At 61.8% G+C, this 24,764-nt stretch carries 23 protein-coding genes; 17 read left to right on the top strand and 6 right to left on the bottom strand.

All coding sequences use genetic code 11. From position 1 onward, the window contains the following. The first annotated feature begins 160 nt into the window (after nt 1-160). The 4 genes from tauA to tauD are packed head-to-tail and all read left to right on the top strand — an operon-like array spanning nt 161 to nt 3,618. Entirely contained in the window at nt 161-1,138 is a 978-nt protein-coding gene (tauA, locus tag J2Y83_RS00565) for a taurine ABC transporter substrate-binding protein (RefSeq protein WP_253392584.1), read from the top strand. A 16-nt stretch (nt 1,139-1,154) separates the two neighbouring features. Next, complete coding sequence (gene tauB / locus J2Y83_RS00560; RefSeq protein ID WP_253392582.1) at nt 1,155-1,934, top strand: taurine ABC transporter ATP-binding subunit; 780 nt, start codon at nt 1,155-1,157, stop codon at nt 1,932-1,934. Then, the gene (gene tauC / locus J2Y83_RS00555) at nt 1,931-2,767 is read left to right on the top strand and encodes a taurine ABC transporter permease TauC (RefSeq protein WP_253392581.1); all 837 of its coding nucleotides are present in this window, start codon (nt 1,931-1,933) and stop codon (nt 2,765-2,767) included. Before tauB ends, tauC begins: the two co-directional genes overlap by 4 nt. A gap of 14 nt (nt 2,768-2,781) precedes the next feature. Further along, on the top strand, nt 2,782-3,618 hold the full coding sequence (gene tauD / locus J2Y83_RS00550) for a taurine dioxygenase (protein WP_253392579.1): 837 nt from the start codon (nt 2,782-2,784) through the stop codon (nt 3,616-3,618). Nucleotides 3,619-3,761: 143 nt separating this feature from the next. On the opposite strand, the gene mgrA is transcribed toward tauD, so the two are convergent. From mgrA to epsC, 4 genes are all read right to left on the bottom strand, one after another. Further along, on the bottom strand, nt 3,762-4,799 hold the full coding sequence (mgrA, locus tag J2Y83_RS00545) for an L-glyceraldehyde 3-phosphate reductase (RefSeq protein WP_247402315.1): 1,038 nt from the start codon (nt 4,797-4,799) through the stop codon (nt 3,762-3,764). A 108-nt stretch (nt 4,800-4,907) separates the two neighbouring features. Next, the gene (locus J2Y83_RS00540) at nt 4,908-6,236 is read right to left on the bottom strand and encodes an OprD family outer membrane porin (protein WP_253400323.1); all 1,329 of its coding nucleotides are present in this window, start codon (nt 6,234-6,236) and stop codon (nt 4,908-4,910) included. 212 nt (nt 6,237-6,448) lie between these two features. Then, complete coding sequence (betT, locus tag J2Y83_RS00535) at nt 6,449-8,410, bottom strand: choline transporter BetT (protein ID WP_253400322.1); 1,962 nt, start codon at nt 8,408-8,410, stop codon at nt 6,449-6,451. Between the two features lie 643 nt (nt 8,411-9,053). Continuing rightward, entirely contained in the window at nt 9,054-9,980 is a 927-nt protein-coding gene (gene epsC, locus J2Y83_RS00530) for a serine O-acetyltransferase EpsC (protein ID WP_253392577.1), read from the bottom strand. Nucleotides 9,981-10,146: 166 nt separating this feature from the next. Here epsC and J2Y83_RS00525 point away from each other — a divergent pair, with 166 nt between their 5' ends. From J2Y83_RS00525 to J2Y83_RS00465, 13 genes are all read left to right on the top strand, one after another. After that, nucleotides 10,147-11,142: a D-cysteine desulfhydrase gene (locus J2Y83_RS00525; RefSeq protein ID WP_253392575.1), complete on the top strand. Its 996-nt coding sequence runs from the start codon at nt 10,147-10,149 to the stop codon at nt 11,140-11,142. Nucleotides 11,143-11,436: 294 nt separating this feature from the next. Then, a complete protein-coding gene (gene tcyJ / locus J2Y83_RS00520) occupies nt 11,437-12,231 on the top strand; it encodes a cystine ABC transporter substrate-binding protein (RefSeq protein WP_017848587.1) in 795 nt (264 codons plus the stop codon). Further along, on the top strand, nt 12,231-12,896 hold the full coding sequence (gene tcyL, locus J2Y83_RS00515; protein ID WP_253392573.1) for a cystine ABC transporter permease: 666 nt from the start codon (nt 12,231-12,233) through the stop codon (nt 12,894-12,896). The genes tcyJ and tcyL overlap by 1 nt, the downstream gene beginning before the upstream one ends. A 3-nt stretch (nt 12,897-12,899) precedes the next feature. After that, the gene (gene tcyN / locus J2Y83_RS00510; RefSeq protein WP_253392572.1) at nt 12,900-13,646 is read left to right on the top strand and encodes an L-cystine ABC transporter ATP-binding protein TcyN; all 747 of its coding nucleotides are present in this window, start codon (nt 12,900-12,902) and stop codon (nt 13,644-13,646) included. Between the two features lie 301 nt (nt 13,647-13,947). Continuing rightward, nucleotides 13,948-14,733 (top strand): hypothetical protein, encoded by a 786-nt coding sequence (locus J2Y83_RS00505; protein WP_253392570.1) that lies wholly within the window; start codon nt 13,948-13,950, stop codon nt 14,731-14,733. 187 nt (nt 14,734-14,920) lie between these two features. Further along, nucleotides 14,921-16,162 (top strand): SfnB family sulfur acquisition oxidoreductase, encoded by a 1,242-nt coding sequence (locus J2Y83_RS00500; protein WP_253392568.1) that lies wholly within the window; start codon nt 14,921-14,923, stop codon nt 16,160-16,162. A gap of 26 nt (nt 16,163-16,188) precedes the next feature. Further along, the gene (locus tag J2Y83_RS00495) at nt 16,189-17,382 is read left to right on the top strand and encodes an SfnB family sulfur acquisition oxidoreductase (RefSeq protein ID WP_253392566.1); all 1,194 of its coding nucleotides are present in this window, start codon (nt 16,189-16,191) and stop codon (nt 17,380-17,382) included. Continuing rightward, complete coding sequence (locus tag J2Y83_RS00490) at nt 17,383-18,735, top strand: LLM class flavin-dependent oxidoreductase (protein WP_253392565.1); 1,353 nt, start codon at nt 17,383-17,385, stop codon at nt 18,733-18,735. A gap of 145 nt (nt 18,736-18,880) precedes the next feature. Continuing rightward, nucleotides 18,881-19,690 carry a MetQ/NlpA family ABC transporter substrate-binding protein gene (locus tag J2Y83_RS00485; protein ID WP_253392563.1) on the top strand — a complete coding sequence of 270 codons (810 nt, stop codon included), beginning with the start codon at nt 18,881-18,883 and terminating at the stop codon, nt 19,688-19,690. A gap of 2 nt (nt 19,691-19,692) precedes the next feature. After that, the gene (locus J2Y83_RS00480) at nt 19,693-20,808 is read left to right on the top strand and encodes a methionine ABC transporter ATP-binding protein (protein WP_253392560.1); all 1,116 of its coding nucleotides are present in this window, start codon (nt 19,693-19,695) and stop codon (nt 20,806-20,808) included. Next, nucleotides 20,798-21,442: a methionine ABC transporter permease gene (locus J2Y83_RS00475; protein ID WP_247395707.1), complete on the top strand. Its 645-nt coding sequence runs from the start codon at nt 20,798-20,800 to the stop codon at nt 21,440-21,442. The genes J2Y83_RS00480 and J2Y83_RS00475 overlap by 11 nt, the downstream gene beginning before the upstream one ends. Nucleotides 21,443-21,541: 99 nt before the next feature. Further along, nucleotides 21,542-21,742: a hypothetical protein gene (locus tag J2Y83_RS00470; RefSeq protein ID WP_253392558.1), complete on the top strand. Its 201-nt coding sequence runs from the start codon at nt 21,542-21,544 to the stop codon at nt 21,740-21,742. Nucleotides 21,743-21,857: 115 nt separating this feature from the next. Next, the gene (locus J2Y83_RS00465) at nt 21,858-22,502 is read left to right on the top strand and encodes a class I SAM-dependent methyltransferase (RefSeq protein ID WP_253392556.1); all 645 of its coding nucleotides are present in this window, start codon (nt 21,858-21,860) and stop codon (nt 22,500-22,502) included. Here J2Y83_RS00465 and J2Y83_RS00460 read toward each other — a convergent pair. Continuing rightward, on the bottom strand, nt 22,488-22,925 hold the full coding sequence (locus J2Y83_RS00460) for an amidohydrolase family protein (protein ID WP_253392548.1): 438 nt from the start codon (nt 22,923-22,925) through the stop codon (nt 22,488-22,490). The two genes, J2Y83_RS00465 and J2Y83_RS00460, sit on opposite strands and share 15 nt — an antisense overlap. Before the next feature lie 938 nt (nt 22,926-23,863). Continuing rightward, nucleotides 23,864-24,646, bottom strand: coding sequence for a MetQ/NlpA family ABC transporter substrate-binding protein (locus tag J2Y83_RS00455; RefSeq protein WP_247395712.1), 783 nt, complete (start codon nt 24,644-24,646; stop codon nt 23,864-23,866). Nucleotides 24,647-24,764: the final 118 nt, after the last annotated feature.

Here is a 24,764-nt window from a genome sequence, read left to right as displayed (position 1 = left end):
GGGAGCAAGCTCCCTCCCACATTTGCCCTCGCTGGGGTGAAGAATCCCTTCCACCCTTCTCCTCATAAGCTAATTCGAAAAAGTTATTTATTTTTGAGTTCTTAGATCATTTAGTCTCCTCACATGCCGATTCTCGGCCGCCTGATTGAGGAGCTTCCCCTTGAAACTGCTTACCCCTCTGCGCCTCTTGGCCGCGTTGTCCCTGGCCGGTGCCAGCCTGTTTGCCCAGGCGGCGGATGTGACCATCGCCTACCAGACCACCGTGGACCCGGCGAAAGTCGCCCAGGCCGACGGCGCGTATGAAAAAGCCACGAACGCCAAGATCGACTGGCGCAAATTCGACAACGGTTCCGACATCATCGCCGCCATCGCGTCCGGCGACGTGCAGATCGGCTACCTCGGTTCAAGCCCGCTGACCGCAGCCATCACGCGCAAAGTGCCGGTGCAGACCTTCCTCGTCGCCACCCAGATCGGCGGTGCCGAAGCCCTGGTGGCGCGCAACGGTTCGGGGATCAACAGCCCGCAGGACCTGATCGGCAAAAAAGTCGCCGTGCCGTTCGTGTCCACCGGCCACTACAGCCTGCTGGCCGCGCTGAAGCACTGGAACATCGACCCGTCGAAAGTGACCATCCTCAACCTCGCGCCGCCAGCCATCATCGCCGCCTGGAAGCGCGGTGATATCGACGCCACCTACGTGTGGGACCCGGCCCTGGGCGTGGCCAAGGAAAACGGCAAGGTGCTGATCACTTCCGGCGAACTGGCCACGTTCGGCGCGCCGACCTTCGACGCGTGGATCGTGCGTAAGGATTTCGCCGAGAAGCACCCGGAAATCGTCAGCGCTTTCGCCAAAGTCACCCTGGATGCCTACGCCGCGTACCGCAAAGACCCACAAGCCTGGCTCGCCGACAAAGGCAACGTCGACAAGCTGGTGAAGCTCTCCGGTGCCAAGGCCAGCGACATCCCCGCGCTGCTGCAAGGCAATGTCTACCCGCTGGCCGCTGAGCAGGTGACCCTGCTGGGCGCACCAACCACCAAGGCGGTGACCGATACCGCGGCGTTCCTCAAGGAACAAGGCAAGGTCGAAGCGGTGCTGCCGGACTACGCCCCTTACATCAGCGCCAAGTTCATTACCCACTGATCAGGAGTTCATCGCGATGGCCTTGCTACAACTGGAGCGCATCAGCGCACAGTACCCAGGCGCCACAGAACCGGTACTGTCTGACATTTCACTCGAGCTTGGGCCCCAGCAATTGCTGGTGGCCCTCGGCCCGTCCGGCAGTGGCAAGACGTCGCTGTTGAACCTGATTGCCGGTTTTGTCGAACCCTCTGCCGGGCGCATCAGCCTTGATGGCGTGCCGGTCAAAGGCCCGAGTGCCGAGCGCGGCGTGGTGTTCCAAGACGATGCCCTGCTGCCCTGGCAGGACGTGCTGGCCAATGTCGGCTTCGGCCTGGAACTGGCCGGCGTGAGCAAGGCGCAACGCGAAGTGCGCGCCCGGGAAATGCTCGCCCTGGTGGACCTGGCCGGTTTCGACAGCCGGCGCATCTGGCAACTGTCCGGCGGCCAGAAGCAGCGGGTCGGCCTGGCCCGCGCCCTGGCGGCAGACCCGCGTGTGCTGCTGATGGACGAACCCTTCGGCGCCCTCGACGCGTTCACCCGCGAACAGATGCAGGAGCTGCTGCTGCAAGTCTGGCGGCGCACGGCCAAGCCGGTGTTCCTGATTACCCACGACATCGAAGAAGCGGTGTTCCTCGCCACCGATTTGATCCTGCTGGCACCCAACCCCGGTCAGATCGTCGAGCGCCTGCACCTGGATTTCGGCCAGCGCTATGCCGCCGGCGAGTCTGCGCGAGCGATCAAATCCGACCCGCGCTTTATCGAAACCCGCGAACACGTGCTGGGCAAAGTGTTCTCCCAACGTCAGGTGTGCGCATGAGCAGCTACGAACTTCCCGCCACGGCCGCCAAGCCGGTGGCGCACGCGGTTATCCCGCTGCGGCGCAGCCTCAGCACACGCTGGATCAGCCTGCTGACGCTGATCGCCTTGCTGGCGATCTGGTGGGCCGTGACCGCCAGCGGCCTGATCGAACCGCTCTTCCTGCCGCCGCCGTCCGCCGTGCTGCAAAAAGGCTGGTTGCTGGCGACCACGGGCTACATGGATTCCACCTTGTGGCAGCACCTCGGCGCGAGCCTCGGCCGCATCGGCCTGGGCCTGGGTTTTGCGGTGCTGACCGCGGTGCCGGTGGGAATTGCCATCGGCTCGAATCGTATCGCCCGGGGCATTCTCGATCCGCTGATTGAGTTCTACCGGCCGATTCCACCCCTGGCCTATCTGCCGCTGATCGTGATCTGGTGCGGCATCGGCGAGCTGTCCAAGGTGCTGCTGATCTACCTGGCGATCTTTGCGCCGATCGCCATCGCCACCGCGACCGGCGTGCGCACGGTCGACCCGGCCAAGCTGCGTGCCGCGCAGTCGTTGGGCGCCACGCGCGCCCAACTGATTCGCCATGTGATCCTGCCGAGCGCCCTGCCCGACATCCTCACCGGTGTGCGCATCGGGCTGGGCGTGGGCTGGTCGACATTGGTCGCCGCCGAGCTGATCGCTGCCACCAGCGGCCTGGGCTTCATGGTGCAGTCGGCGGCGCAGTTCCTGGTCACCGATGTCGTAGTGCTGGGGATTCTGGTGATCGCGCTGATCGCCTTCGCCATGGAAATGGGCCTGCGTGCCCTGCAGCGCAAACTGGTGCCGTGGCATGGCCAGGCACACTGAGTGATGAGAACCCCATGAGCAGCCTGACCGTTACCCCATTAAGCACCGCCCTTGGCGCCCAGATCAGTGGCGTCGATATCACCCGGCCGCTGAACCTCGAACAGCGCGACGCCATCGAACAGGCGTTGCTCAGCCATTCGGTGCTGTTCTTCCGTGACCAGCCGCTCACCCCGCAGCAACAAGCACGCTTCGCGGCGAACTTCGGCGACCTGCACATTCATCCGATCTACCCTAACGTGCCGGAACAGCCCGAAGTGCTGATCCTCGACACCGCCGTCACCGACGTGCGTGACAACGCCGTATGGCACACCGACGTGACCTTCCTGCCGACTCCGGCCCTCGGCGCGGTACTGAGTGCCAAGTTGCTGCCGGCGTTTGGCGGCGACACGTTGTGGGCCAGCGGGATTACCGCGTATGAGGCCCTGTCCGAGCCGTTGAAGGGGCTGCTCGACGGGCTCACCGCCACGCACGACTTCATCAAATCCTTCCCGCTGGAGCGCTTTGGCAACACTGCCGAAGACCTGGCGCGCTGGGAAGAAACCCGCAAGAAGAACCCTCCGCTGTCGCACCCGGTGGTGCGCACCCACCCGGTAAGCGGGCGCAAGTCGCTGTTTGTCAGTGAAGGCTTCACCACCAAAATCAATGAACTGGAACCGGCGGAAAGCGAGGCGATTTTGAAGCTGCTGTTCGCCCACGCGACACGCCCGGAGTTCACGATTCGCTGGCGCTGGCAGGAGAATGACGTGGCGTTCTGGGATAACCGCGTCACCCAGCATTACGCGGTGGATGACTACCGGCCGCAGCGGCGGGTGATGCACCGGGCGACGATTCTTGGCGATGTGCCGTTCTGAGCCAAACACGACAGTCGCCACACTGAAGACAAAATGTGGGAGGGGGCTTGCCCCCGATGGCGGTGTATCAGTCAGTACATGCATTGACTGGTCCACCGCCATCGGGGGCAAGCCCCCTCCCACATTGAATGTGTATTGCCGGGTTATTCAGCCGTCGATGGTTTTTCCCACAGATTGATCCCTCCTTCCAGCGCAAACCGATCGATCTCCGCCAGTTCCTCGGCGGTGAAGCTCAGGTTCTTCAGCGCCCCGACGTTTTCAATAATCTGCTCCGGGCGGCTCGCGCCGATCAGCGCGCTGGTCACCCGTGGGTCGCGCAGGGTCCAGGCCAGGGCCAGTTGGGCCAGGCTTTGGCCGCGGCGCTTGGCGATTTCATTGAGCGCACGCACGTGAGCGATGTTGGCGTCGGACAGGTGCTTGGCCTGCAACGAACCGCCACCGGGGCGATTTACCCGTGCATCGGCCGGCACGCCATTGAGGTACTTGTCGGTCAACAACCCCTGGGCCAGCGGCGTGAATGCGATCACCCCGGCACCGAGGGCTTCGGTGGTGTCGAGCAGGTCTTTTTCCACCCAGCGGTTGAGCAGGTTGTAGGCCGGTTGGTGGATCAGCAGCGGGACTTTCCACTCGTTAAGCAGGGCTGCGATTTCGCGGGTTTTCACCCCGGAGTAGGAGGAAATACCAATGTACAACGCCTTGCCTTGTTGCACGGCGGTGGCGAGGGCGCTGGCGGTTTCTTCCAGGGGTGTGTCGGCGTCGAAGCGGTGCGAATAGAAAATATCCACGTAGTCGACGCCCAGGCGTTGCAGGCTCTGGTCCAGGCTCGCCAGGATGTATTTGCGCGAACCGCCGCCCTGGCCATATGGGCCGGGCCACATGTCCCAGCCGGCCTTGCTGGAGATGATCAATTCGTCGCGGTAGTGCTTGAAGTCTTCGCGCAGCAAACGCCCGAAGTTGATCTCGGCGCTGCCATACGGCGGGCCATAGTTGTTGGCCAGGTCGAAGTGGTTGATGCCCAGGTCGAACGCGGTGCGCAGCAGGGCGCGCTGGGTGTCGATCGGGGTGCTGTCGCCAAAGTTGTGCCACAGCCCCAGGGACAGGGCCGGCAGCACCAAGCCACTGCGGCCGACGCGGCGATAGGGAATAGATTCATAGCGGTTTTCGGCAGCGATATAAGTCATCGAATCCTCTCTTGGACGGGGGCAAATAAGGCCTGGGAATAAGCCTATTCCCAGGCCTTTTAAGCAGCTGAATCGCTTAACGCTGCCCTTCCGTTTTACAGCAAACTCCTACCAGAGTGGAACGACATAGCTGACATAGAAGCGGTTTTCATCCTGCACGGTGGCACCGGTAATGTCCGGGCTGGCGTGGGCATTTTTCCAGGTCACGCCCAGGCCCTTGAGGGTGCCAGTCGGCACTTGGTAGGCCACGGCAACGTTGCGTTCCCATTCGCTGGTCGTGCCCTGTGCGGTGCGGATGTCATCGCCATGGGCATAGGCGGCGGAGAACGTCAGGCCGTTGAGGCCCAGTTTGCCGAAGTCATATTTATACTGCGCCAGCCAGGTGCGTTCACCGGCGTGCTGGAATTTGTTCAACTGCATGTTGGTCAGCGCCGGGGTGTCGGCACCCGAGCCTGGGCCCTGACGGTTGTCGCCGCTGTTCAGGCCGGAATCCAGGTACGGGAAGTCGCTGCTGCCGCTGTTTTTCTGGATGCCGAGGCCGACGGTATGACCGTCCAGGCTGTAGCTTTCCAACAGGCTGACGGTGGACTGGTTGATGCGGCCCTTGTTCACGCCATCGCCATAGACACCCGCCGCCGCAAAGTCCTTGTCGCCATCGGCGTTACCGCCCACCCCCAGGCTGCGGAACATACGCACATCGGTGTCGATCGCACCGACCGACAAGGCGTCATGGCGCTTGGCACCGAGGAAGAACTGTTGGTAGTAATCCTCAAGGTTGGAATACCACAGGCTGACGGTGGTGCCCGGCAAGCCGGTGTAGTCGGCACCGCCGAAGAGGAAGCGATCGCTCTCCTTGGTGCCGCCGGCGGTGATCATGCCCTGGTCGCCGGTTTCATTGCGGATCTTGGTCTTGAGGATGTCGCCACCGGTGAAGGTGAAGTCGCTGAGGTCCTTGGAGACCAGTTGCACACCGGTGTTGGTCTGCTGGTACAGGCGGCCGTCGGTGTTGGCCAGCACCGGGTTGTTGCCATACAGCGTACCGACCCGCAGTTCATCCTTGGCGAAGCGCATCTTGAACGTCGGGCTCAGCACGCCGAACTGGTCGGCGGATTTGCCGTTGTCCAGCGGGAACATGCTGCCGGGGTAGCGGCCCTGGTGGTCTTTGTCATTGAGGTCACCGCCGGAGTCCAGTTTCAAACCGTAGAACGCCTGCAAGTCGAGGCCGAAACCCACCGGCCCCTCGGTGTAGCCGGACTTGAAGTTGAACTCGAAACCCTGGCCCCAATCACGAATGCTATGGGCCTTGGCATTGCTGCCGACCACGTCACGCCCCTGCTGGTTGAGATAGCGGTTGAGCAGGGTCACATCGGCGTGGCTGTCGTCGATAAAATCGGCATGGGCGGACAGCATAAAGCTCGCCATGGCGACACCCACCATGGGGCTTAATAACGTCTTCATTGTTACCGGTCTCCGTCACTGTTCTGAAATGAAAGCGTCAAACGCTTCACACAATTACGCAGTGACCAGATGACAGTTGCGCGTCAAAACGCTGTTGGGGCGCATGAAATTAAATTTAAGAAAGCCCCGTATTGCGGGGCTTTGCGTGAAGTGAAGCGAGCCCTGCCCACGCGGAAACAGGGCCTTGGACGTCACCGCACCAAGTGCAGGAACTGCAGGTGGCGCTCGTACTGGTCGAGGATGTCGTTGATGATCTGCTCCTTGGTGTAGCCCACCAGATCGTAGTCCTGGCTGCCCTCGCTCAAATGCACTTCGGCCCGGTAGTAGCGACGGTTGTTGAGCTCCTTGGAGCCCATGCCGCCACGGGCAAACGACGGTGTGAAGTAGCCGCGCATTTGCACCTGGTAGACGAACGGGTGCTCTTCACCATGGCCGATTTCCAGGCTGACGCTGTCGTTGGACGGGTCGGGCTGGGTCACCACACTCAGGCCCTTCTCGACGAACACGGCGGTCACTTCTTCAATCGCCGGGCGCACCGTCGCCTCAAGGAAGCGATACACCTCATCGCGCGACGGGAAATGCACCGCCTGGCTCAAACGCTGACGCCAGCCGCCACGGCCCTTGCCCGCCGCAGATACCGGGGCCAACGAATGCAACTGGGCGATCTGCTTCTGCGATTCGAGGTAGAAGGCCTTGTGCAGCCCCCACATCATCAGCAGCAGGATCAACGAGAACGGCAACGAGGTCAGCACCACCGCCGATTTCAGCGAGTCGATGCTGCCGGCAAACAGCAACGCACTGGTCACCAGCGCGGTCATCGCGCCCCAGAACACCCGCAGCCACTTCGGCCCGTCTTGATCGGCGTTGCCGCCTTTGGACGACAACGTGGAGAGCACCACAGTGCCGGAGTCGGCGGAGGTGACGAAGAACACGAAGCTGATAAACACCGTGACCGCGATCACCGTCTTGCTCCACGGGTAGGTTTCCAGCAGCAGGTAGAGGCTCATCGACGGGTCATCGATGGCCGACTGGCCGAGCGCGGTCAACCCGTGATTGAGCACCTGGTCGATGGCGCTGTTGCCGAAGATCGACATCCACGCCAGGGTGAAACCCAGCGGGATCAGCAGCACGCCGAACACGAACTCGCGGATGGTACGGCCACGGGAAATACGCGCGATAAACAGGCCCACGAACGGCGACCAGGCAATCCACCAGGCCCAATAGAACACCGTCCAGCCACCCAGCCAGTCGCTCGGCTTGTCGTAGGCGTACACGTCGAAACTCTTGGTCGGCAGCGCGCCGAGGTAGTCGCCGATGTTCTGGATCAGGGTGTTGAGCAAGTGCTGGGTGGGCCCGGCGAACAGCACGAACAGCAGCAGCGCACAGGCCAGCAGCATGTTGATGTCGGACATCACGCGCACGCCCTTGTCCACACCGGCCACCGCCACCAGGATCGCCGCGCCCATCATCAGGGTGATCAAGCCCACCTGAATCCACTGGGTGTGGGCGATGCCAAACAGGTAATCGAGACCGGAGTTGAGGTGCAGCACACCGAAGCCCATGTCGGCACCGAGGCCGAACACCGTGGCGATGATGCCGAAGCCATCCACCGCGTAGCCGATCGGGCCGTTGATACGCTTGCCGATCAGCGGGTACAGCGCCGAACGCAACGCCAGCGGCAGGTTATGCCGGTAGGCGAAGTACGCCAGGGCCATGCCGACAAAGGCGAACACACCCCAACCGTGCAGGCCCCAGTGCAGAAACAGGATCTGCATGGCCTGGCGTGCAGCGTCGGCGTTCATCGCCGCGCCCTGGGGCGGTTGCACCAGGTGCGTCAGCGGTTCGGAGACGCAGAAGAAAAACAGCGTGATGCTGATCCCGGCGGCGAACAGCATGCCGGCCCAGGACAGGTAACTGAATTCGGGCTCGTCGTGGTCGGCACCGAGTTTTATCTTGCCGTAGCCCGATAGCGCGGTGACCACCACGAAGACCAGATACAGGGTCATCGCGAGCATGTAGTACCAGCCGACCGTATTGGCCGCCCAGTTTTGCGCCGCCAGCAGCCAGGCACCGGCCTGTTGCGGGATTGCAATGACGGTGATGCCGAACAGCAGGATGAAACTTGCGGCGAAATAGAACACGGGCGCATTCATGCGCACCAGACCGCTGGGTGGGGTGGTCGGCGCACTCATGAACGATGCACCCCTGGGGTGTGAGATGTGGCTGTGTATAACGGACTCAGCAAAGGTAAGCCTCCTGTTGTGAGCGGGCAGCGAACCACCGATTTAACTTGAACGAACGTTCAAGTTAAACATGGATAGGCGGTTTTGGACTAATCGCAGGGCTGAGTGGTAGGTGATTCCTACACTAGCTCAAGGATTGTTATGACGTTTGGGCGAGGCAAATCGTTCAGCGGTTACAGGCTGAAATACGGCTCACACTTGAAATGCAGTCAACCTGTGGGAGGGGGCTTGCCCCCGATGGCGGTGGGTCAGCCAGCACATGCATTGACGGGTCCACCGCTATCGGGAGCAAGCTCCCTCCCACAGGGTTTGGTGTGATGTTTAAGGACGTGCGCTACTTTTGGGTGCCGTCGTCATGCTGATGAACGAACGTTCAAATTGAACATGGATAGGCGGTTTGGAACTAATGCTCAAGGATTGGTATGACGCTTGGGCGAGGCAAATCATCCAGCGGTTGCAGGCTGAAATACGGCTCACACTTGAAATGCAGTCAACCTGTGGGAGGGAGCAAGCTCCCTCCCACAGGGTTTGGTGTGATGTTTAAGGGCGTGCGCTACTTTTGGGTGCCGTCGTCATGCTGCAGATTCGCCTGCGTGATGTTCGCCCCCGCTGGCACGCTGCGGGTCAGCCATACGTTGCCGCCAATGGTCGAGCCTTTGCCGATGGTGATCCGCCCGAGGATCGTCGCCCCGGCATAGATCACCACGTCATCCTCGACAATCGGATGCCGCGGATGGCCTTTCTGCAATTGCCCGTCCTCATCCGCCGGGAAGCGCTTGGCCCCCAACGTCACCGCCTGGTAGATGCGCACGCGCTCGCCGATGATCGCGGTTTCGCCAATCACCACACCCGTGCCGTGGTCGATAAAGAAACTCGGGCCGATCTGCGCGCCGGGGTGTATGTCGATGCCTGTGGCCGAGTGGGCGATTTCTGCGCTGATGCGCGCCAACAGCGGCAGGCCGGCGCGGTACAGATGGTGGGCCAGGCGATGGTGAATCACCGCCAGAATGCCCGGATAGCACAGCAGCACTTCATCCACACTGCGCGCAGCCGGGTCGCCGTGGTAGGCGGCCAGCACATCGGTGTCCAGCAGGCTGCGCAGGGACGGCAAGGCCAGGGCGAAATCCTGGATCAGGCGGATGGCGTGGGCGTCGACCGCGCTGTCATCCTGGCCGCCCTGGCGCGCGGCGTAGCGCAGCTCCAGGCGCGCCTGGGCGAGCAAGGCATTCAAGGCGACGTCGAGGGTGTGGCCGACGTAGAAGTCTTCACTTTCTTCACGCAGGTCCACCGGCCCCAGGCGCATCGGAAACAGCGCGCCGCACAACGCTTCAAGAATCTGCCCCACGGCCTCGCGTGAGGGCAACTCGCGACCGCCGTGCTCGCCACTCATGCGACCATTGCGCGTTCGCCACTGGTCCCGCGCGCTGCGCAGTTGGCTGACGATGGTGGGTAATTGCCAATGACTGGAACGCTCACTCACGGTATTCACTCCTGACAAAATGGCCATCACTTTACGATAGGCACCCCGGCCGCCCTTAAGAACCAATGGTGCAATGCTAAGAACCATCGGGCATAAGCGATTGACGGTTGCCCGATGAAAAGTGCCTGCCTATAGTCGCCCCATCACTTAGCCACCGTGCGTAGCCATGATCAAACAACAGCTCGACCGTTTTAACCGCCTGGAACTGCTGGGCGGCGCCACCGCCCTGGAAAAACTCGAGCGGCTGTCGACCTGGCTGGGCAGGGACATCTACGTCAAACGCGACGACACCACGCCGCTGGCCATGGGCGGCAACAAGCTGCGCAAACTCGAATACCTGGCGGCCGATGCCATCGCCCAGGGCGCCGACACCCTGGTGACCGCCGGGGCCATCCAGTCCAACCACGTGCGCCAGACCGCCGCCCTGGCCGCCAAGCTGGGCCTGGGCTGCGTCGCCCTGCTGGAAAACCCCACCGGCACCGAAGACCCCAACTACCTCGGCAACGGCAACCGCCTGCTGCTGGACCTGTTCGACGCCAAGGTCGAGTTGGTGGAGAACCTCGACAACGCCGACGACCAACTCAACGCCCTCGCCGATCGCCTGCGCAGCAACGGCAAGAAGCCGTATCGGGTGCCCATCGGCGGCTCCAATGCGCTCGGCGCCCTGGGCTATGTGCGGGCCGGGTTGGAACTGGCCGCGCAGATCGAAGACAGCGGGATTGAATTTGCTGCCGTGGTCTTGGCCTCGGGCAGTGCGGGCACCCACAGCGGCCTGGCCCTGGCGTTGAGCGAAGTGCTGCCGCAGTTGCCAGTGATCGGCATCACCGTATCGCGCACTGAAGAAGCGCAGTTCCCGAAAGTGCAGGGCCTGGCCGAACGCACCGCCGCGTTGCTGGGTGTGGATGTCCCCGAGGCCTTCAAGGTGATCCTGTGGGACGAATACTTCGGCCCGCGTTATGGCGAGCCGAATGCCGGCACCCTTTCAGCGGTCAAGCTATTGGCGAGCCAGGAAGGCTTGCTGCTGGACCCGGTCTACACGGGCAAGGCCATGGCCGGCTTGCTGGACGGTATCGGGCGTCAGCGCTTTGAGGATGGCCCGATTATTTTCCTGCATACCGGTGGCGCGCCGGCGTTGTTTGCCTACAACGCCGTATTTAACTGAATAAACAGGGATCAACATGTGGGAGGGGCGGTGCGACGATTCGACTTGCCCCCGATAGCGGTGGGTCAGTGAGACATGCATAAACTGACACGGCCCTATCGGGGGCAAGCCTCCTCCCACATTGGACCAAGCGTATATTCTAAAATAGAATATCAATTTAGATTTATATTATTTTCAAGTCTTAAAAACCGGCTTTATCATCGCGCCGTAGGCGAAGACGCGCTACGCGCTTTAAGGCAGGATACGACTACCGCGTCACCTGCTTCGCTCAACATAAAAACACAGGGGCTCTTCATGACTATTTCTGTATTCCGTCGCACATTGCTGGTCGGCACACTGGGCCTGGCCCTCGGCGCTGGTTGGTTGGGCCAGGCCGTGGCCGGCGAACAGCTGGGCAACATCAAGAAAGCCGGTGAGATCAAGATCGGTCTCGAAGGCACCTACCCACCGTTCAGCTTTGTCGACGAAAGCGGCAAGCTCAGCGGTTTCGAGGTTGAGTTGTCAGAAGCGCTGGCCAAGGAGCTGGGCGTCAAGGTCAAACTGCAAGCCACGCCATGGGACGGTATCCTCGCCGCCCTGGAATCCAAGCGCCTGGATGCAGTCGTCAACCAAGTGACCATCTCCGAAGAGCGCAAGAAGAAGTACGACTTCTCCAAGCCTTACACCGTCTCCGGTATCCAGGCCCTGACCCTGGCCAAAAACGTCGACACCATCAAGACCGCCGACGACCTGGCCGGCAAGAAAGTCGGCGTGGGCCTGGGCACCAACTACGAACAATGGCTCAAGGACAATCAGCCCAAAGCCATCATCAAGACCTATAACGATGACCCCACCAAGTTCCAGGACCTGCGCATCGGCCGCATCGACGCGATTCTGATCGACCGCCTCGCCGCGCTGGAATACGCCAAGAAGGCCAAGGACACCGCCGCTGCCGGCGACGCCTTCTCGCGCCAGGAAGCCGGTATTGCCCTGCGCAAAGGCGAGCCTGAATTGCTCGAGGCAGTGAACAAGGCGCTCGACAAACTGCGCGCCGACGGCACCTTGAAGAAGCTGTCCGAGAAGTACTTCAACGCTGACGTCACTCAATAATGGAAGCAGGTTTCCAACTCGCGCTGGACTCCGCGCCCTTTCTGCTCAAGGGCGCGTATTTCACGGTAATCCTCAGCCTCGGCGGGATGTTTTTCGGCTTGCTGCTGGGCTTCGGCCTGGCCTTGATGCGCCTGTCGCGCTTCATGCTGCTGCGCTGGATGGCTCGCGTCTACGTGTCGTTCTTTCGCGGTACGCCCCTGCTGGTGCAGCTGTTCCTGATCTACTACGGCTTGCCGCAAGTGGGCATCGAGCTGGACCCGATCCCGGCCGCCATGATCGGCTTCTCGCTGAACATGGCTGCCTACGCCTGTGAAATCCTGCGGGCCGCCATCGCGTCCATCGAGCGCGGCCAGTGGGAAGCCGCGGCCAGTATCGGCATGACCCGCGCGCAGACCCTGCGCCGGGCCATCCTGCCGCAAGCGATGCGCACCGCATTGCCGCCGCTGGGCAACAGCTTTATTTCGCTGGTCAAGGACACGGCGCTGGCCGCCACCATCCAGGTGCCCGAGCTGTTCCGCCAGGCGCAACTGGTGTCGGCGCGCACCTTCGAAATCTTCACCATGTATCTGTCCGCTGCCCTGATCTACTGGGTCCTGGCAAGTATCCTGGCGTATTTTCAAAATCGTCTGGAAGACCGGGTCAACCGGCATGACCTGGAGTCTTGAAGCATGATCGTGGTTGAAAAACTGACCAAACAATTCAACGGCCAGGTGGTGCTCAACGGCATCGACCTGGAGGTCAAGGAAGGCGAAGTCGTCGCTATCATCGGCCCCAGCGGCTCCGGCAAGACCACCTTCCTGCGCTGCCTGAACTTCCTCGAAACCCCCACCAGCGGTCGCATCAAGGTCGGTGACATCGAGATCGACAGCAGCAAGCCGCTCAATCAACAACAAGGCCTGGTGCGGCGCCTGCGCCAGCACGTGGGTTTTGTGTTCCAGAGCTTCAACCTGTTCCCGCACCGCACCGCGCTGGAAAACGTCATCGAAGGCCCGATCGTGGTCAAGAAGATTCCCCGCGAGGCGGCAACCGCCCTGGGCCGCAAGCTGTTGGCGCGGGTCGGCCTGGCCGGTAAGGAAGACGCCTACCCGCGGCGCCTGTCCGGCGGCCAGCAACAGCGCGTGGCGATTGCCCGGGCGTTGGCCATGGAGCCGGAAGTGATTCTGTTCGACGAACCCACCTCGGCCCTCGACCCGGAACTGGTGGGCGAAGTGCTGGCGACTATTCGCAGCCTCGCCGAAGAAAACCGCACCATGGTGATCGTCACCCACGAAATGAGTTTTGCCCGGGATGTCGCCAACCGGGTGATCTTCTTCGACAAGGGAGTGATCGTTGAACAAGGTGAGGCCAAGGCGTTGTTCGCCAACCCCAAGGAAGAACGCACGAAGCAGTTCCTGAGCAAGTTTCTCGCGCATTAACGCAGCGCAACGCGAGTGTGGGAGCCCGCTCCCACCCTACAAGAACGCCCGGCCTGCCTAAGTAAAACACCCCCCGCACTGCCCTTAAAATGCCCCCTCCCGGTCAGACCGTTCTGAATCTTCCCAAACCCGCCGTTTAGCCTTTTGCCGCCATTGACGCCCTCCGGCCAACGCTCTTATCTAGCGCCCAGAGGATTGGATCCTATCCCGGCTTTTCACTGAATCGTTCCTTTCGGCCCCCGTCGCGCTCCCGCGCCAAGGGTCCGGAACGATTGCTGCTGGCTGCATCAAGGAGATTACTATGACGCGCACCGCAACCCCGGCCCTGCTCACTGCCCCGACCCTGCCCCAGGCGCTTCGCAATGGCATCAATGCCCTGGCGGCGACACAACTGCAAGTTAGCATCGCGCCCTACCCCGGCATGGATGAGGGTGACCTGATCGAGCTGTTCTGGAACAACTGCTTTGCCGACTCACGGCGCGTCACCGCGTGCAAGGTCGGCACCGCCACTCAACTGCGGGTGCCGGAAAGTTTTGTGCAGGACGGCCATGCGCAGGTTCACTACCAGGTCATGCAGATCGGCCACGGCCCCGCGCGCTCAGCCGTGACCACGGTGCGGGTCAAGACCAACTACCCCGGCGGCCAACCGAGCGCGCTGTACCGCGACGAAAACCAGAACCTCGCCCCCGTGGGCCTGCCCGACATGATTCGTCGCTACGGCGTCAACAGCAGCCAGGTGCGGCGCGGCATTCCGCTGACCATCGAGCCCTACCTGAACATGACCAGCGGCGACGCCATCACCCTGCGCTGGGGCGATGTACGCCTGGACCTGCCGAAAATCCAGGCCAAAGCCGTCGGTATTACGGTGCAGGTGTGGGTGCCCTCGGCGATCATTATCGAAGCGGGCGACGACAGCCGGCTGGAGGTCACGTACTGCATTCTCGATCGCGTGGGCAATAACTCACGCTGGGCGCCGGCCCGCACATTGCGCATCGCCGCCTATGTGCCAGCGGCACCGAAGCGCCCGGCCAGCGCCGCGCCGGTCTATCAACCGCGTCGCCCCGGCTCGCCCCTGGAGCTTGGGTAACGGTCCTTCTATGCATATTCCTAAAAGTTAGTTTATTTATAAATTTAACACGCTTAGGGTATATGCACCGGACCACCGGACATTCCTGATTTTTTTGTTTTCATTTCATTGAATGCGAGGTCGGTATGGTCAGAATTACCCCGGTGCAGAACGCCAGGGCATTACGTGCAGCCAAGGAGCGGCGCTGATGTCTAACTTGGCTCTAACACCCCCCCAGAGTGATCTGGACGTAGCCCCCCTGCTGTTGCCGGCCGCTGTGCTGCGCGACGACGCCCAAGCGCTGAGCGCGGCCCACGAGTTGGCCCAGGCCGCGCGCGTGCAAGCCGCCAAGCGCGACCAGCTGCGCAAGCTGCCATGGGCGCAGATCGAGCAGTTCACCCGCAGCGGGCTGGGCAGTATTTCCATTCCCCGCGAGTACGGCGGCCCGCAGGTGTCGTTCACCACCCTGGCCGAAGTCTTCGCGATCATCAGCGCGGCCGACCCGGCACTCGGGCAGATCCCACAGAACCATTTCGGCATCCTGCACCTGCTGCAGGGCGCCGCCACCGAGCGCCAGAAAAAACAGCTGTTCCAGAGCGTGCTCGACGGCTGGCGCATCGGTAATGGCGGCCCGGAACGCGGCACCAAAAACACCCTGGAGCTCAAGGCGCGTATCACCGCCGAAGGCGACGGCTACGTGGTCAGCGGCCAGAAGTTCTACTCCACCGGCGCACTGTTTGCGCATTGGGTCGCGGTGAAGGCGCTGAACGATGACGGCAAGCAGGTCATGGCGTTTGTGCGCCGTGGCACGCAAGGACTGCGCATCGTCGATGACTGGTCCGGCTTCGGCCAACGCACCACCGCCAGCGGCACCGTGCTGCTCGACCGGGTGCCGGTCGATGCAGAGCTGGTGGTCGAAAACTGGCGCCTCGGCGAAAGCCCGAATATCCAGGGTGCGGTCTCGCAGTTGATCCAGGCCGCCATCGACGCCGGCATCGCCCGTGGTGCGCTGGATGACGCCATTGCGTTCGTCCGTGAGCGCTCACGCCCGTGGATCGACGCCAAAGTCGAACGCGCCAGCGATGACCTGTATGTGATCGCCGATATCGGCAAGCTGAAGATCGAACTGCACGCCGCCGAAGCGCTGCTGCGCAAGGCCGGCCAGGTGCTGGACCAGGTCAGCGCCGCGCCGATCACCGCGCAATCCGCCGCACGCGCTTCGATTGCCGTAGCCGAGGCCAAGGTGTTGAGCACCGAAGTCTCGCTGCTGGTCAGCGAAAAACTCTTCGAACTGGCCGGCAGCCGCGCCACCCTCGCCGAATTCAACCTCGACCGCCACTGGCGCAATGCACGGGTCCACACCCTGCACGACCCGGTGCGCTGGAAGTATCACGCGGTGGGCGCTTATCGCCTGAACGGCACGTTGCCGGCTCGCCACTCCTGGATTTAACCGACCAGACCTCTGGAGAAATACGCATGACTCTTTCTCACCACGTCGCGGTTATCACCAGCGACGAACAAGCCCTGATTGTCGCCAGCGACCTGGCCGAAGACTTACGCCGCGACAGCGCCCAGCGCGACCGCGAGCGCCGCCTGCCGCTGCCCGAACTGGACGTATTTTCCCGCTCTGGCCTGTGGGGCATCAGCGTGCCGAAAGCCTACGGCGGCGCGGGCGTGTCCAATGTCACCCTGGCCAAGGTCATCGCGCTGATCGCCCAGGCCGACGCCTCGCTGGGCCAGATTCCGCAAAACCATTTCTACGCCCTCGAAGTGCTGCGCGTGAACGGCAGCCCCGCGCAGCAACAACGCCTGTACGCCGAAGTACTCGCCGGCCAACGCTTCGGCAATGCCCTGGCGGAACTGGGCACCAAGACCGCCCATGACCGCGTGACCGCGATCACCCGCGACGGCGACGGTTTTCGGATCAGCGGCCGCAAGTTCTACGCCACCGGCGCGATCTACGCCCAGCGCATCCCGACGTCCGTGGTGGATGAACAGGGTATCCAGCACCTGGCGTTCGTGCCGCGCAACAGCGCGGGCCTGACGGTGATCGACGACTGGAGCGGCTTCGGCCAGCGCACCACCGGCAGCGGTTCGGTGGTGTTCGACAACGTGTGGGTCGCGGCGCACGACGTGCTCCCGTTCCAGAGCGCTTTCGAACGCCCGACCACAGTCGGCCCGCTGGCGCAGATCCTCCACGCCGCCATCGACACCGGCATCGCCCGCGCCGCCTTCGAGGATGCGCTGCACTTTGTGCGCACCAAGACCCGCCCGTGGATCGACTCCGGTCACGACAAGGCCAGCGAAGACCCGCTGACGCTGAAGAGCTTCGGCCACTTGAGCATCCGCCTGCACGCCGCCGAAGCCTTGCTGGAGCGCGCGGGTGAGTTTCTCGACCGCGCCCAGGCCGATAGCAACGCCCAGACCGTGGCCGCCGCCTCAATCGCGGTCGCCGAAGCACGCGCCCTGAGTACCGAAATCTCCCTGGCGGCCGGCAGCACCCTGTTCGAACTCGCCGGCAGCCAGGCGACCCTGGCCGAGCACGGCCTCGATCGCCACTGGCGCAACGCCCGCGTGCACACCCTGCACGACCCGGTGCGCTGGAAGTACCACGCCGTGGGTAATTACTACCTCAACGATGAAAAGCCGCCACTGCGGGGGACCCTCTGAATGGCGAAGAAAAAAATCCTGCTCAATGCCTTCAACATGAACTGCATCGGGCATATCAATCACGGCTTGTGGACGCACCCACGGGACACGTCCACCCAGTACAAAACCCTTGAGTATTGGACCGACCTGGCGCAAACCCTGGAGCGCGGGCTGTTCGACGGGTTGTTCATCGCCGATATCGTCGGCGTCTATGACGTGTACCAGAACGCCATCGACGTGCCGCTCAAAGAGTCGATCCAACTGCCGGTCAACGACCCGTTGCTGCTGCTCTCAGCCATGGCCGCCGTGACCAGGAACCTCGGTTTCGGCCTGACCGCCAACCTGACCTACGAGCCGCCCTATCTGTTCGCCAGACGCATGTCGACGCTCGACCACCTGAGCCGTGGCCGGGTTGGCTGGAACATCGTAACCGGCTACCTCGACAGCGCCGCCAAGGCCATGGGCCTGACCGAACAGGTCGAACATGACCGGCGCTACGACCAGGCCGATGAGTATCTGCAGGTGCTGTACAAACTCTGGGAAGGCAGTTGGGAAGATGACGCCGTGCTCAACGATCCGCAGGCACGGGTGTATGCGCAGCCGGGCAAGGTGCACAAAGTCGAGCACCACGGCGAGTTCTACCAGGTGGAGGGTTATCACCTGTGCGAGCCGTCGCCGCAACGCACACCGGTGCTGTTCCAGGCCGGCACGTCGGAGCGTGGCTTGGTGTTCGCCGGGCGGCATGCCGAGTGCGTGTTCATCAGCGGGCGGGACAAGGCCAGCACCAAACTGCAGGTGGACAAGGTGCGCGCCAGCGCCGTGGCGGCCGGGCGCAACCCGCAGGACATCAAGGTATTCATGGGCCTCAACGTCATCGTTGGCGCCACCGAGGAACTGGCCTGGGCCAAGCACGCCGAGTACCTGAGCTACGCCAGCGCGGAAGCCGGCGTGGCGCATTTCTCGGCGTCCACGGCGATCGATTTTGCCCAGTACGAACTGGACGAACCGATCCAGTACGTGAAGAGCAATGCGATCCAGTCGGCCACCCAGCACCTGCAGAACAACGATTGGACCCGGCGCAAATTGCTTGAGCAGCATGCCCTCGGCGGACGCTACATCACCCTGGTCGGTTCGCCCGAGCAGGTGGCCGACGAGCTGGAATCCTGGGTCGGTGAAACCGGGCTGGATGGCTTCAACCTCACGCGCATCGTCACGCCGGAAAGCTATGTGGACTTCATCGACTTGGTGGTGCCGGAGTTGCAGCGGCGGGGGTCGTACAAGACCGAATATGAGCCGGGGACGCTGCGGGAAAAAGTCTTCCACGGCACGGCGCGCCTGCCTGAACAACACACCGGTTCCACCTACCGACACTGATCGAAAAATGTGGGAGGGGGCTTGCCCCCGATAGCGGTGAATCAGTCACCGGATTGGTTTGCTGACACACCGCTATCGGGGGCAAGCCCCCTCCCACATTGGATATGCATTGTTTGTCCTAATACCTTATGACTGGAAATCCAATATGAAAAAGACATTCCTCAACAACCCAGTCAAAGCACTGGCCCTGGCCTTCGGGTTGTTCAGCTCAGCGGTATTCGCCGCCGATGCGCCGCTGAAAGTCGGCACCACCGCCGCCTTCGCGATTCCCCTGGAAGCCGCTGTGGCCGAGGCTGGCAAACAAGGTTTGAACGTCGAGCTGGTGGAGTTCACCGACTGGATCGCGCCCAACGTCAGCCTGGCGGCCGGCGATATCGACGTGAACTACTTCCAGCACATCCCGTTCCTGGAAAACGCCAAGGCCGCCGCCGGGTTTGAGCTGGTGCCGTATGCGCCGGGCATCATCAACAACGTCGGGCTGTATTCGAAGACATTCAAAACCTTCAACGACCTGCCCCAAGGCGCCAGCGTGGCGATTGCCAACGATCCGATCAACAGCGGGCGCGGCCTGCAATTGCTGGCCAAGGCGGGGCTGATCACGCTCAAGCCGGGCGTGGGTTACAAAGCCACCGAAGAAGACATCATCGCCAACCCGAAGCAGCTCAAAATCCTGCAAGTCGAGGCCGTGCAGTTGGTGCGCGCGTATGACGATGCGGACCTGGTGCAGGGCTACCCGGCGTATATCCGCCTGTCCAAGACCTTCGATGCCGAGTCGGCGCTGCTGTTCGATGGCCTCGACCACCCGGAATACGTGATCCAGTTCGTGATCCAGCCGAAAGCCAAAACCGACCCACGGGTGATCAAGTTCGTCGACATCTACCAGCACTCGCCGGTGGTGCGCGCCGCGCTGGATAAATCCCTCGGCAAGCTCTATCAAGTCGGCTGGGAAGGCTGAACATGACGGCCGCCAACATCCAACTGCGCGACCTGGGCACACCACCCAGGAACGCCGAGCAGACTGAACTGCATCCGCACCTCAACCGCGCCCACGTGCGCTTTATCAACCTGGGCAAGACCTACGACGGTAGCGTGCACGCCCTGCAAGGCATCGACCTGGCGATCCAGCGCGGCGAAGTGTTCGGCATCATCGGCCGCAGCGGCGCCGGCAAGTCGTCGCTGATCCGCACCATCAACCGCCTGGAGCAGCCCAGCAGCGGGCGCGTGCTGATCGATCAGGTCGACATCGGCGCGTTCGACGAAGACCGCCTGGTGGCGCTGCGGCGGCGCATCGGCATGATCTTCCAGCACTTCAACCTGATGTCGGCCAAGACCGTGTGGCAGAACGTCGAATTGCCACTCAAAGTCGCCGGCATCCCCAAGCTGCAGCGCGAGCAGAAGGTGCGTGAACTGCTGGAACTGGTGGGCCTCAAGGACAAGCACACGGCCTACCCGGCGCAACTCTCCGGCGGGCAGAAACAGCGCGTGGGCATTGCCCGTTCGCTGGTCCATGACCCGGAGATTCTGCTGTGCGACGAGGCCACCTCGGCCCTCGACCCGGAGACCACCCAATCGATCCTCGGCCTGCTGCGCGAGATCAACCAACGCCTGGGCCTGACCATCGTGTTGATCACCCATGAAATGGCGGTGATTCGCGAGATCTGCGACCGCGTGGTGGTGCTCGAACACGGCCGCATCGTCGAGCAAGGCCCGGTGTGGCAGGTGTTTGGCGACCCGCAGCACGCGGTCAGCAAAACCCTGCTGGCGCCGCTGCAACACGGCCTGCCGGAAGAACTGCAAAGCCGTTTGCAAGCCACGCCGGCCTCGGCTGACGCAGCGCTGGTCCTGCGTTTGCAGTTCACCGGCAGCGCCACCGACGAACCGGACCTGGCCGCACTGTTCGGCGCCCTCGGCGGGCGCGTGCGCTTGCTGCAAGGCGGCGTGGAACGGATTCAGGGGCATGCCCTGGGGCAATTGCTGCTGGCGGTGCACGGCTCGCCGCATGAGGCCGACACACTGCGCAGCCGCGCCGGGCATTGGGCACAACACGTGGAGGTGCTGGGTTATGTGGTTTGATCGTTTAGTGCAGGGCGCCATCGACACGCTGTTGATGGTCGGTGTGTCGTCGCTGATCGCGCTGCTGGTGGGGATTCCGCTGGCGGTGTTCCTGGTCACCAGCGACAAGGGCGGCATCTATCAGGCTCCGGCGCTGAACCGAGCGCTGGGAGCGTTCGTCAATCTGTTCCGCTCGATTCCGTTTCTGATCCTGATGGTGGCGCTCATCCCGTTCACCCGGCTGATCGTCGGCACCACCTACGGCGTGTGGGCGGCGGTGGTGCCGCTGACCATCGCCGCCACGCCGTTCTTTGCGCGCATCGCCGAAGTGAGCCTGCGCGAAGTCGACCACGGCTTGATCGAAGCCGCACAAGCCATGGGCTGCCGGCGCTGGCACATCATCTGGCATGTGCTGCTGCCCGAAGCGCTGCCGGGGATCGTCGGCGGGTTCACCATCACCCTGGTGACCATGATCAACTCCTCGGCGATGGCCGGGGCGATCGGCGCGGGCGGGTTGGGGGATATTGCCTACCGCTATGGTTATCAGCGCTTTGATACACAGATCATGCTGACGGTGATTGTGCTGCTGGTGGTGCTGGTGGCGGTGATTCAGTTGGGTGGGGATCGGTTGGCGCGGGGGCTGAACAAGCGCTGAGTACTTGTTTGTACCTGTTAAGGTTGACAGTTGTTGGGTGGGGTTTTCGCGTATCTAATCGGTTCGACACCGTCTGCGACGGATCAGGGAGCGAATATCATGTTCAATTTCATGAGTTGTGGCAGGTGCGCGATGCTGGTGTTGGTGTTGGTTGCGGTCACGCTTGGCGATGCGGCGGCAATGCCGCTCCACTCCTCAAATTCAACCATTACCTTTAACACCAACTTCTACAGTTATACGCACCCAGTATGGGGTGGAAATAACATACAGTTCCTATCCCATGGGCGCATCACCCGATAAATGTCATAGATTGATTCAAACACAAACAGATGAAGGAGCCCTCACGGGCTCACCGTCAGGTGCAATCGACTGGACATGGGATATAGTCAGCATTTCGCCCTCGAAGCACCTCCCCATGAAACTCGCCCCCGACGACCTCAACCAGATCACCGCCACCACCCTCGACCACTACAACAGCGTGGCCGAGGACTTCCGAGAAGGCACCCGCGATCACGATGTGAGCCAGAACATCGACGCGCTGCTGCGGCATATCCAAGGCGCGGCGCCGTTTACCGTGCTGGACTTCGGCTGCGGGCCGGGGCGGGATTTGCAGACCTTTACGCGCTTGGGCCATACCGCCGTGGGCCTCGACGGCTCCGAGCGCTTTGCGCAGATGGCACGCGAAGACAGCGGCTGCGAGGTCCTGCAGCAGGACTTCTTGAAGCTGGACCTGCCCAACGCGCGCTTCGACGGGATCTTTGCCAATGCGGTGCTGTTTCATATCCCCAAGCAGGAACTGCCGCGCGTGCTCAAGCAGTTGCAGGACGCGCTGAAACCGGGTGGGGTGTTGTTCAGCTCCAATCCACGCGGTGACAACCGGGAAGGCTGGAATGGGCCGCGGTATGGTTCCTATCACGACCTCACGGCCTGGCAAGCGCTGCTGACTGCCGCCGGGTTTGTGGAGTTGGAGCATTACTATCGCCCCGCCGGCCTGCCCCGGGAACAGCAACCCTGGCTGGCCAGCGTGTGGCGCAAGCCGGCCGGTTCATCGGGCCAATGACACACCATCCACGAAGACTTCCCGGATATCCTTCACGCCGGCTGCAAACACCAGCGCGGCGTAAGGTTCCTGCCAGGGCGTGAAAGCCCGTGGGTCCAACAGGAGCATGTCCGCACGCTTGCCCACCTTGAGACTCCCCACTTGCGTATCAATACCCAGCACCTCGGCACTGCCCAGGGTGTGCAAGCGCAGCACTTCATAGGCTTGCATCGCCGCCGCACGTTGTTGCCCGGCGCGCACTTGGTACAAGCCCATACGCATGTTTTCAAAAGGGTCGGCCCGGTCGGCGCTGGCCTCGCCATAGATCCGGTCAATCCAGCCTTCAAGATTGTCGTTGGCGGCAATACCGTAGAATCCGCTTTGCCACAGCGTTTTCCGCCGTCCTTTAAAACGCGGTAATGCTGTATCCGACAAGGGTGGCACGATAAATCCTAGCTGAGCGCGAGCTTTCTTGTGAGGCGCGTTATTCGCTCTTCGGCTGGGGCTGAACAAGCGCTGCGCACTCGTTTGTACCTGTTAAAGCTGACAGTTGTTGGGTGGGGGTTTCGCGTATCTAATCGACTCGACACGGTCTGCGACGGATCAGGGAGCGAATACCATGCTCACTATCATGAACTGCGGCAGGTGCGCGATGCTGGTATTGGTTGCCGCTACGCTTGGTGATGCAGAGGCAACTCCGCTTCGTCATACATCCAAAACTACGCTTGTTGCTAACAACGTAATTCCTGCTAACTGGCGCCCTTCTGCTGGCGGAAACTTTAATACTCACTTTACCAGTACTATTTTGGACGCCCCAAGACCCCCTTCCGTTAGTTTCTCCGGGAAAAGGGATATGGGCTCCCAACTCCATTGACATAACTTCGACGATAAACTCTAGTTTTAATTGACGGCCCCACCCTCGGCCACGACAACAGCGTGGCCGAGGACTTCCGTGAACGCCCCCGCAATCACAATGTGAGGGGCGATTCGACTGACGCCCGATAGCGGTAGAACAGGCACAGCAAAAAATGACCGGCGGATTCGCGGGTTCGGCCAGTGACAGCTATGGTTGTGGGGTCTGCGATTCGAGGGAATGAACAATGAACGAAGCGAAACCGATTGATCCGCAGGAGCTGGTGAAATGGTTGGTGGCATTGCGCAGGGCGATCAACACCCGCGCTCTGTGAAACGCTGAAAATCCACGGTGAGATAAAAATCAAATGTGGGAGGGGGCTTGCCCCCGATAGCGGTGTGTCAGTCACCGATGCATTGACTGAACCACTGCTATCGGGGGCAAGCCCCCTCCCACAGTTTTGAGCGAAAAAAACGCCGACGCTATGCCAGCCGTCGGCGTTTAAACCTTGAAAGGTTTTACTGCTCGATCAGAACGCCGGCACGACTGCGCCGTTGTATTTCTTCTCGATGAAGGCTTTGACTTCCGGGCTGGTCAGCGCCTTGGCCAGTTTCTGGATAGCAACGCTGTCCTTGTTGTCCGGGCGGGCCACCAGGAAGTTCACATACGGCGACTTGGCGTCTTCGATGATCAACGCGTCCTTGGCCGGGTTGAGGCCGGCTTCCAGGGCGTAGTTGGTGTTGATCAGCGCCAGATCAACCTGGTCGAGCACGCGTGGCAGCAATGCCGATTCCAATTCCTTGAACTTGAAGTTGTGCGGGTTTTTGGCGATGTCCTTGGGGGTCGCCAGCGCATTTTTCGGGTCTTTCAACTCGATCAGCCCGGCCCGCTGCAACAGCAACAGCGCACGGCCGCTGTTGCTGCCTTCGTTAGGGATCGCCACGGTGGCGCCGTCTTTCAATTCAGCCACGGTTTTGACTTTTTTCGAGTAACCACCCAGAGGCTCTACGTGTACGCCCACCACGGTGACCAGGTTGGTGCCCTTGCCCTTGTTGAAGTTTTCCAGGTACGGCAGGGTCTGGAAGTAGTTAGCGTCCAGGCGCTTCTCGGCCACCTGCACGTTGGGCTGTACGTAGTCGGTGAAGACTTTGATTTCCAGGTCCACGCCTTCTTTGGCGAGGGTCGGCTTGACCAGTTCGAGGATCTCGGCGTGCGGGATCGGGGTGGCGGCCACCACCAGTTTTTCGTTGGCCTGGGCGAAGCCTGCAGTCAGGGCAGCCGCCAATGCGGTAAACAACAGAACCTTTTTCATGCAGTGTCCTTATCGACATTCCGGGGCGTCTCTGACGACCGTGTTGGTGTGGAGTGCCAGCGAAGTGCTATCGCGGCGTGAGAGCGACAATACCTAGATTTTTTATTCCCGAACAATA

Source organism: Pseudomonas marginalis (assembly GCF_024169655.1).
Lineage (GTDB): Bacteria > Pseudomonadota > Gammaproteobacteria > Pseudomonadales > Pseudomonadaceae > Aquipseudomonas > Aquipseudomonas paraveronii.
This window is presented reverse-complemented; position numbering and strand designations above follow the sequence as displayed.

Excerpts from the sequence above, each read along its gene's own strand:
- tcyJ (WP_017848587.1), top strand. The coding sequence starts at position 11,437 with ATGACTATTTCTGTATTCCGTCGCACATTGCTGGTCGGCACACTGGGC.
- J2Y83_RS00480 (WP_253392560.1), top strand. The coding sequence starts at position 19,693 with ATGACGGCCGCCAACATCCAACTGCGCGACCTGGGCACACCACCCAGG.
- mgrA (WP_247402315.1), bottom strand. The coding sequence starts at position 4,799 with ATGACTTATATCGCTGCCGAAAACCGCTATGAATCTATTCCCTATCGC.
- J2Y83_RS00490 (WP_253392565.1), top strand. The coding sequence starts at position 17,383 with ATGGCGAAGAAAAAAATCCTGCTCAATGCCTTCAACATGAACTGCATC.
- J2Y83_RS00465 (WP_253392556.1), top strand. The coding sequence starts at position 21,858 with ATGAAACTCGCCCCCGACGACCTCAACCAGATCACCGCCACCACCCTC.
- tcyN (WP_253392572.1), top strand. The coding sequence starts at position 12,900 with ATGATCGTGGTTGAAAAACTGACCAAACAATTCAACGGCCAGGTGGTG.
- J2Y83_RS00540 (WP_253400323.1), bottom strand. The coding sequence starts at position 6,236 with ATGGTGGGTGTCGCCATGGCGAGCTTTATGCTGTCCGCCCATGCCGAT.
- betT (WP_253400322.1), bottom strand. The coding sequence starts at position 8,410 with ATGAATGCGCCCGTGTTCTATTTCGCCGCAAGTTTCATCCTGCTGTTC.
- J2Y83_RS00500 (WP_253392568.1), top strand. The coding sequence starts at position 14,921 with ATGTCTAACTTGGCTCTAACACCCCCCCAGAGTGATCTGGACGTAGCC.
- J2Y83_RS00475 (WP_247395707.1), top strand. The coding sequence starts at position 20,798 with ATGTGGTTTGATCGTTTAGTGCAGGGCGCCATCGACACGCTGTTGATG.
- J2Y83_RS00505 (WP_253392570.1), top strand. The coding sequence starts at position 13,948 with ATGACGCGCACCGCAACCCCGGCCCTGCTCACTGCCCCGACCCTGCCC.
- J2Y83_RS00455 (WP_247395712.1), bottom strand. The coding sequence starts at position 24,646 with ATGAAAAAGGTTCTGTTGTTTACCGCATTGGCGGCTGCCCTGACTGCA.
- tauD (WP_253392579.1), top strand. The coding sequence starts at position 2,782 with ATGAGCAGCCTGACCGTTACCCCATTAAGCACCGCCCTTGGCGCCCAG.
- tauC (WP_253392581.1), top strand. The coding sequence starts at position 1,931 with ATGAGCAGCTACGAACTTCCCGCCACGGCCGCCAAGCCGGTGGCGCAC.
- J2Y83_RS00495 (WP_253392566.1), top strand. The coding sequence starts at position 16,189 with ATGACTCTTTCTCACCACGTCGCGGTTATCACCAGCGACGAACAAGCC.
- J2Y83_RS00525 (WP_253392575.1), top strand. The coding sequence starts at position 10,147 with ATGATCAAACAACAGCTCGACCGTTTTAACCGCCTGGAACTGCTGGGC.
- tcyL (WP_253392573.1), top strand. The coding sequence starts at position 12,231 with ATGGAAGCAGGTTTCCAACTCGCGCTGGACTCCGCGCCCTTTCTGCTC.
- J2Y83_RS00485 (WP_253392563.1), top strand. The coding sequence starts at position 18,881 with ATGAAAAAGACATTCCTCAACAACCCAGTCAAAGCACTGGCCCTGGCC.
- tauB (WP_253392582.1), top strand. The coding sequence starts at position 1,155 with ATGGCCTTGCTACAACTGGAGCGCATCAGCGCACAGTACCCAGGCGCC.
- J2Y83_RS00470 (WP_253392558.1), top strand. The coding sequence starts at position 21,542 with ATGTTCAATTTCATGAGTTGTGGCAGGTGCGCGATGCTGGTGTTGGTG.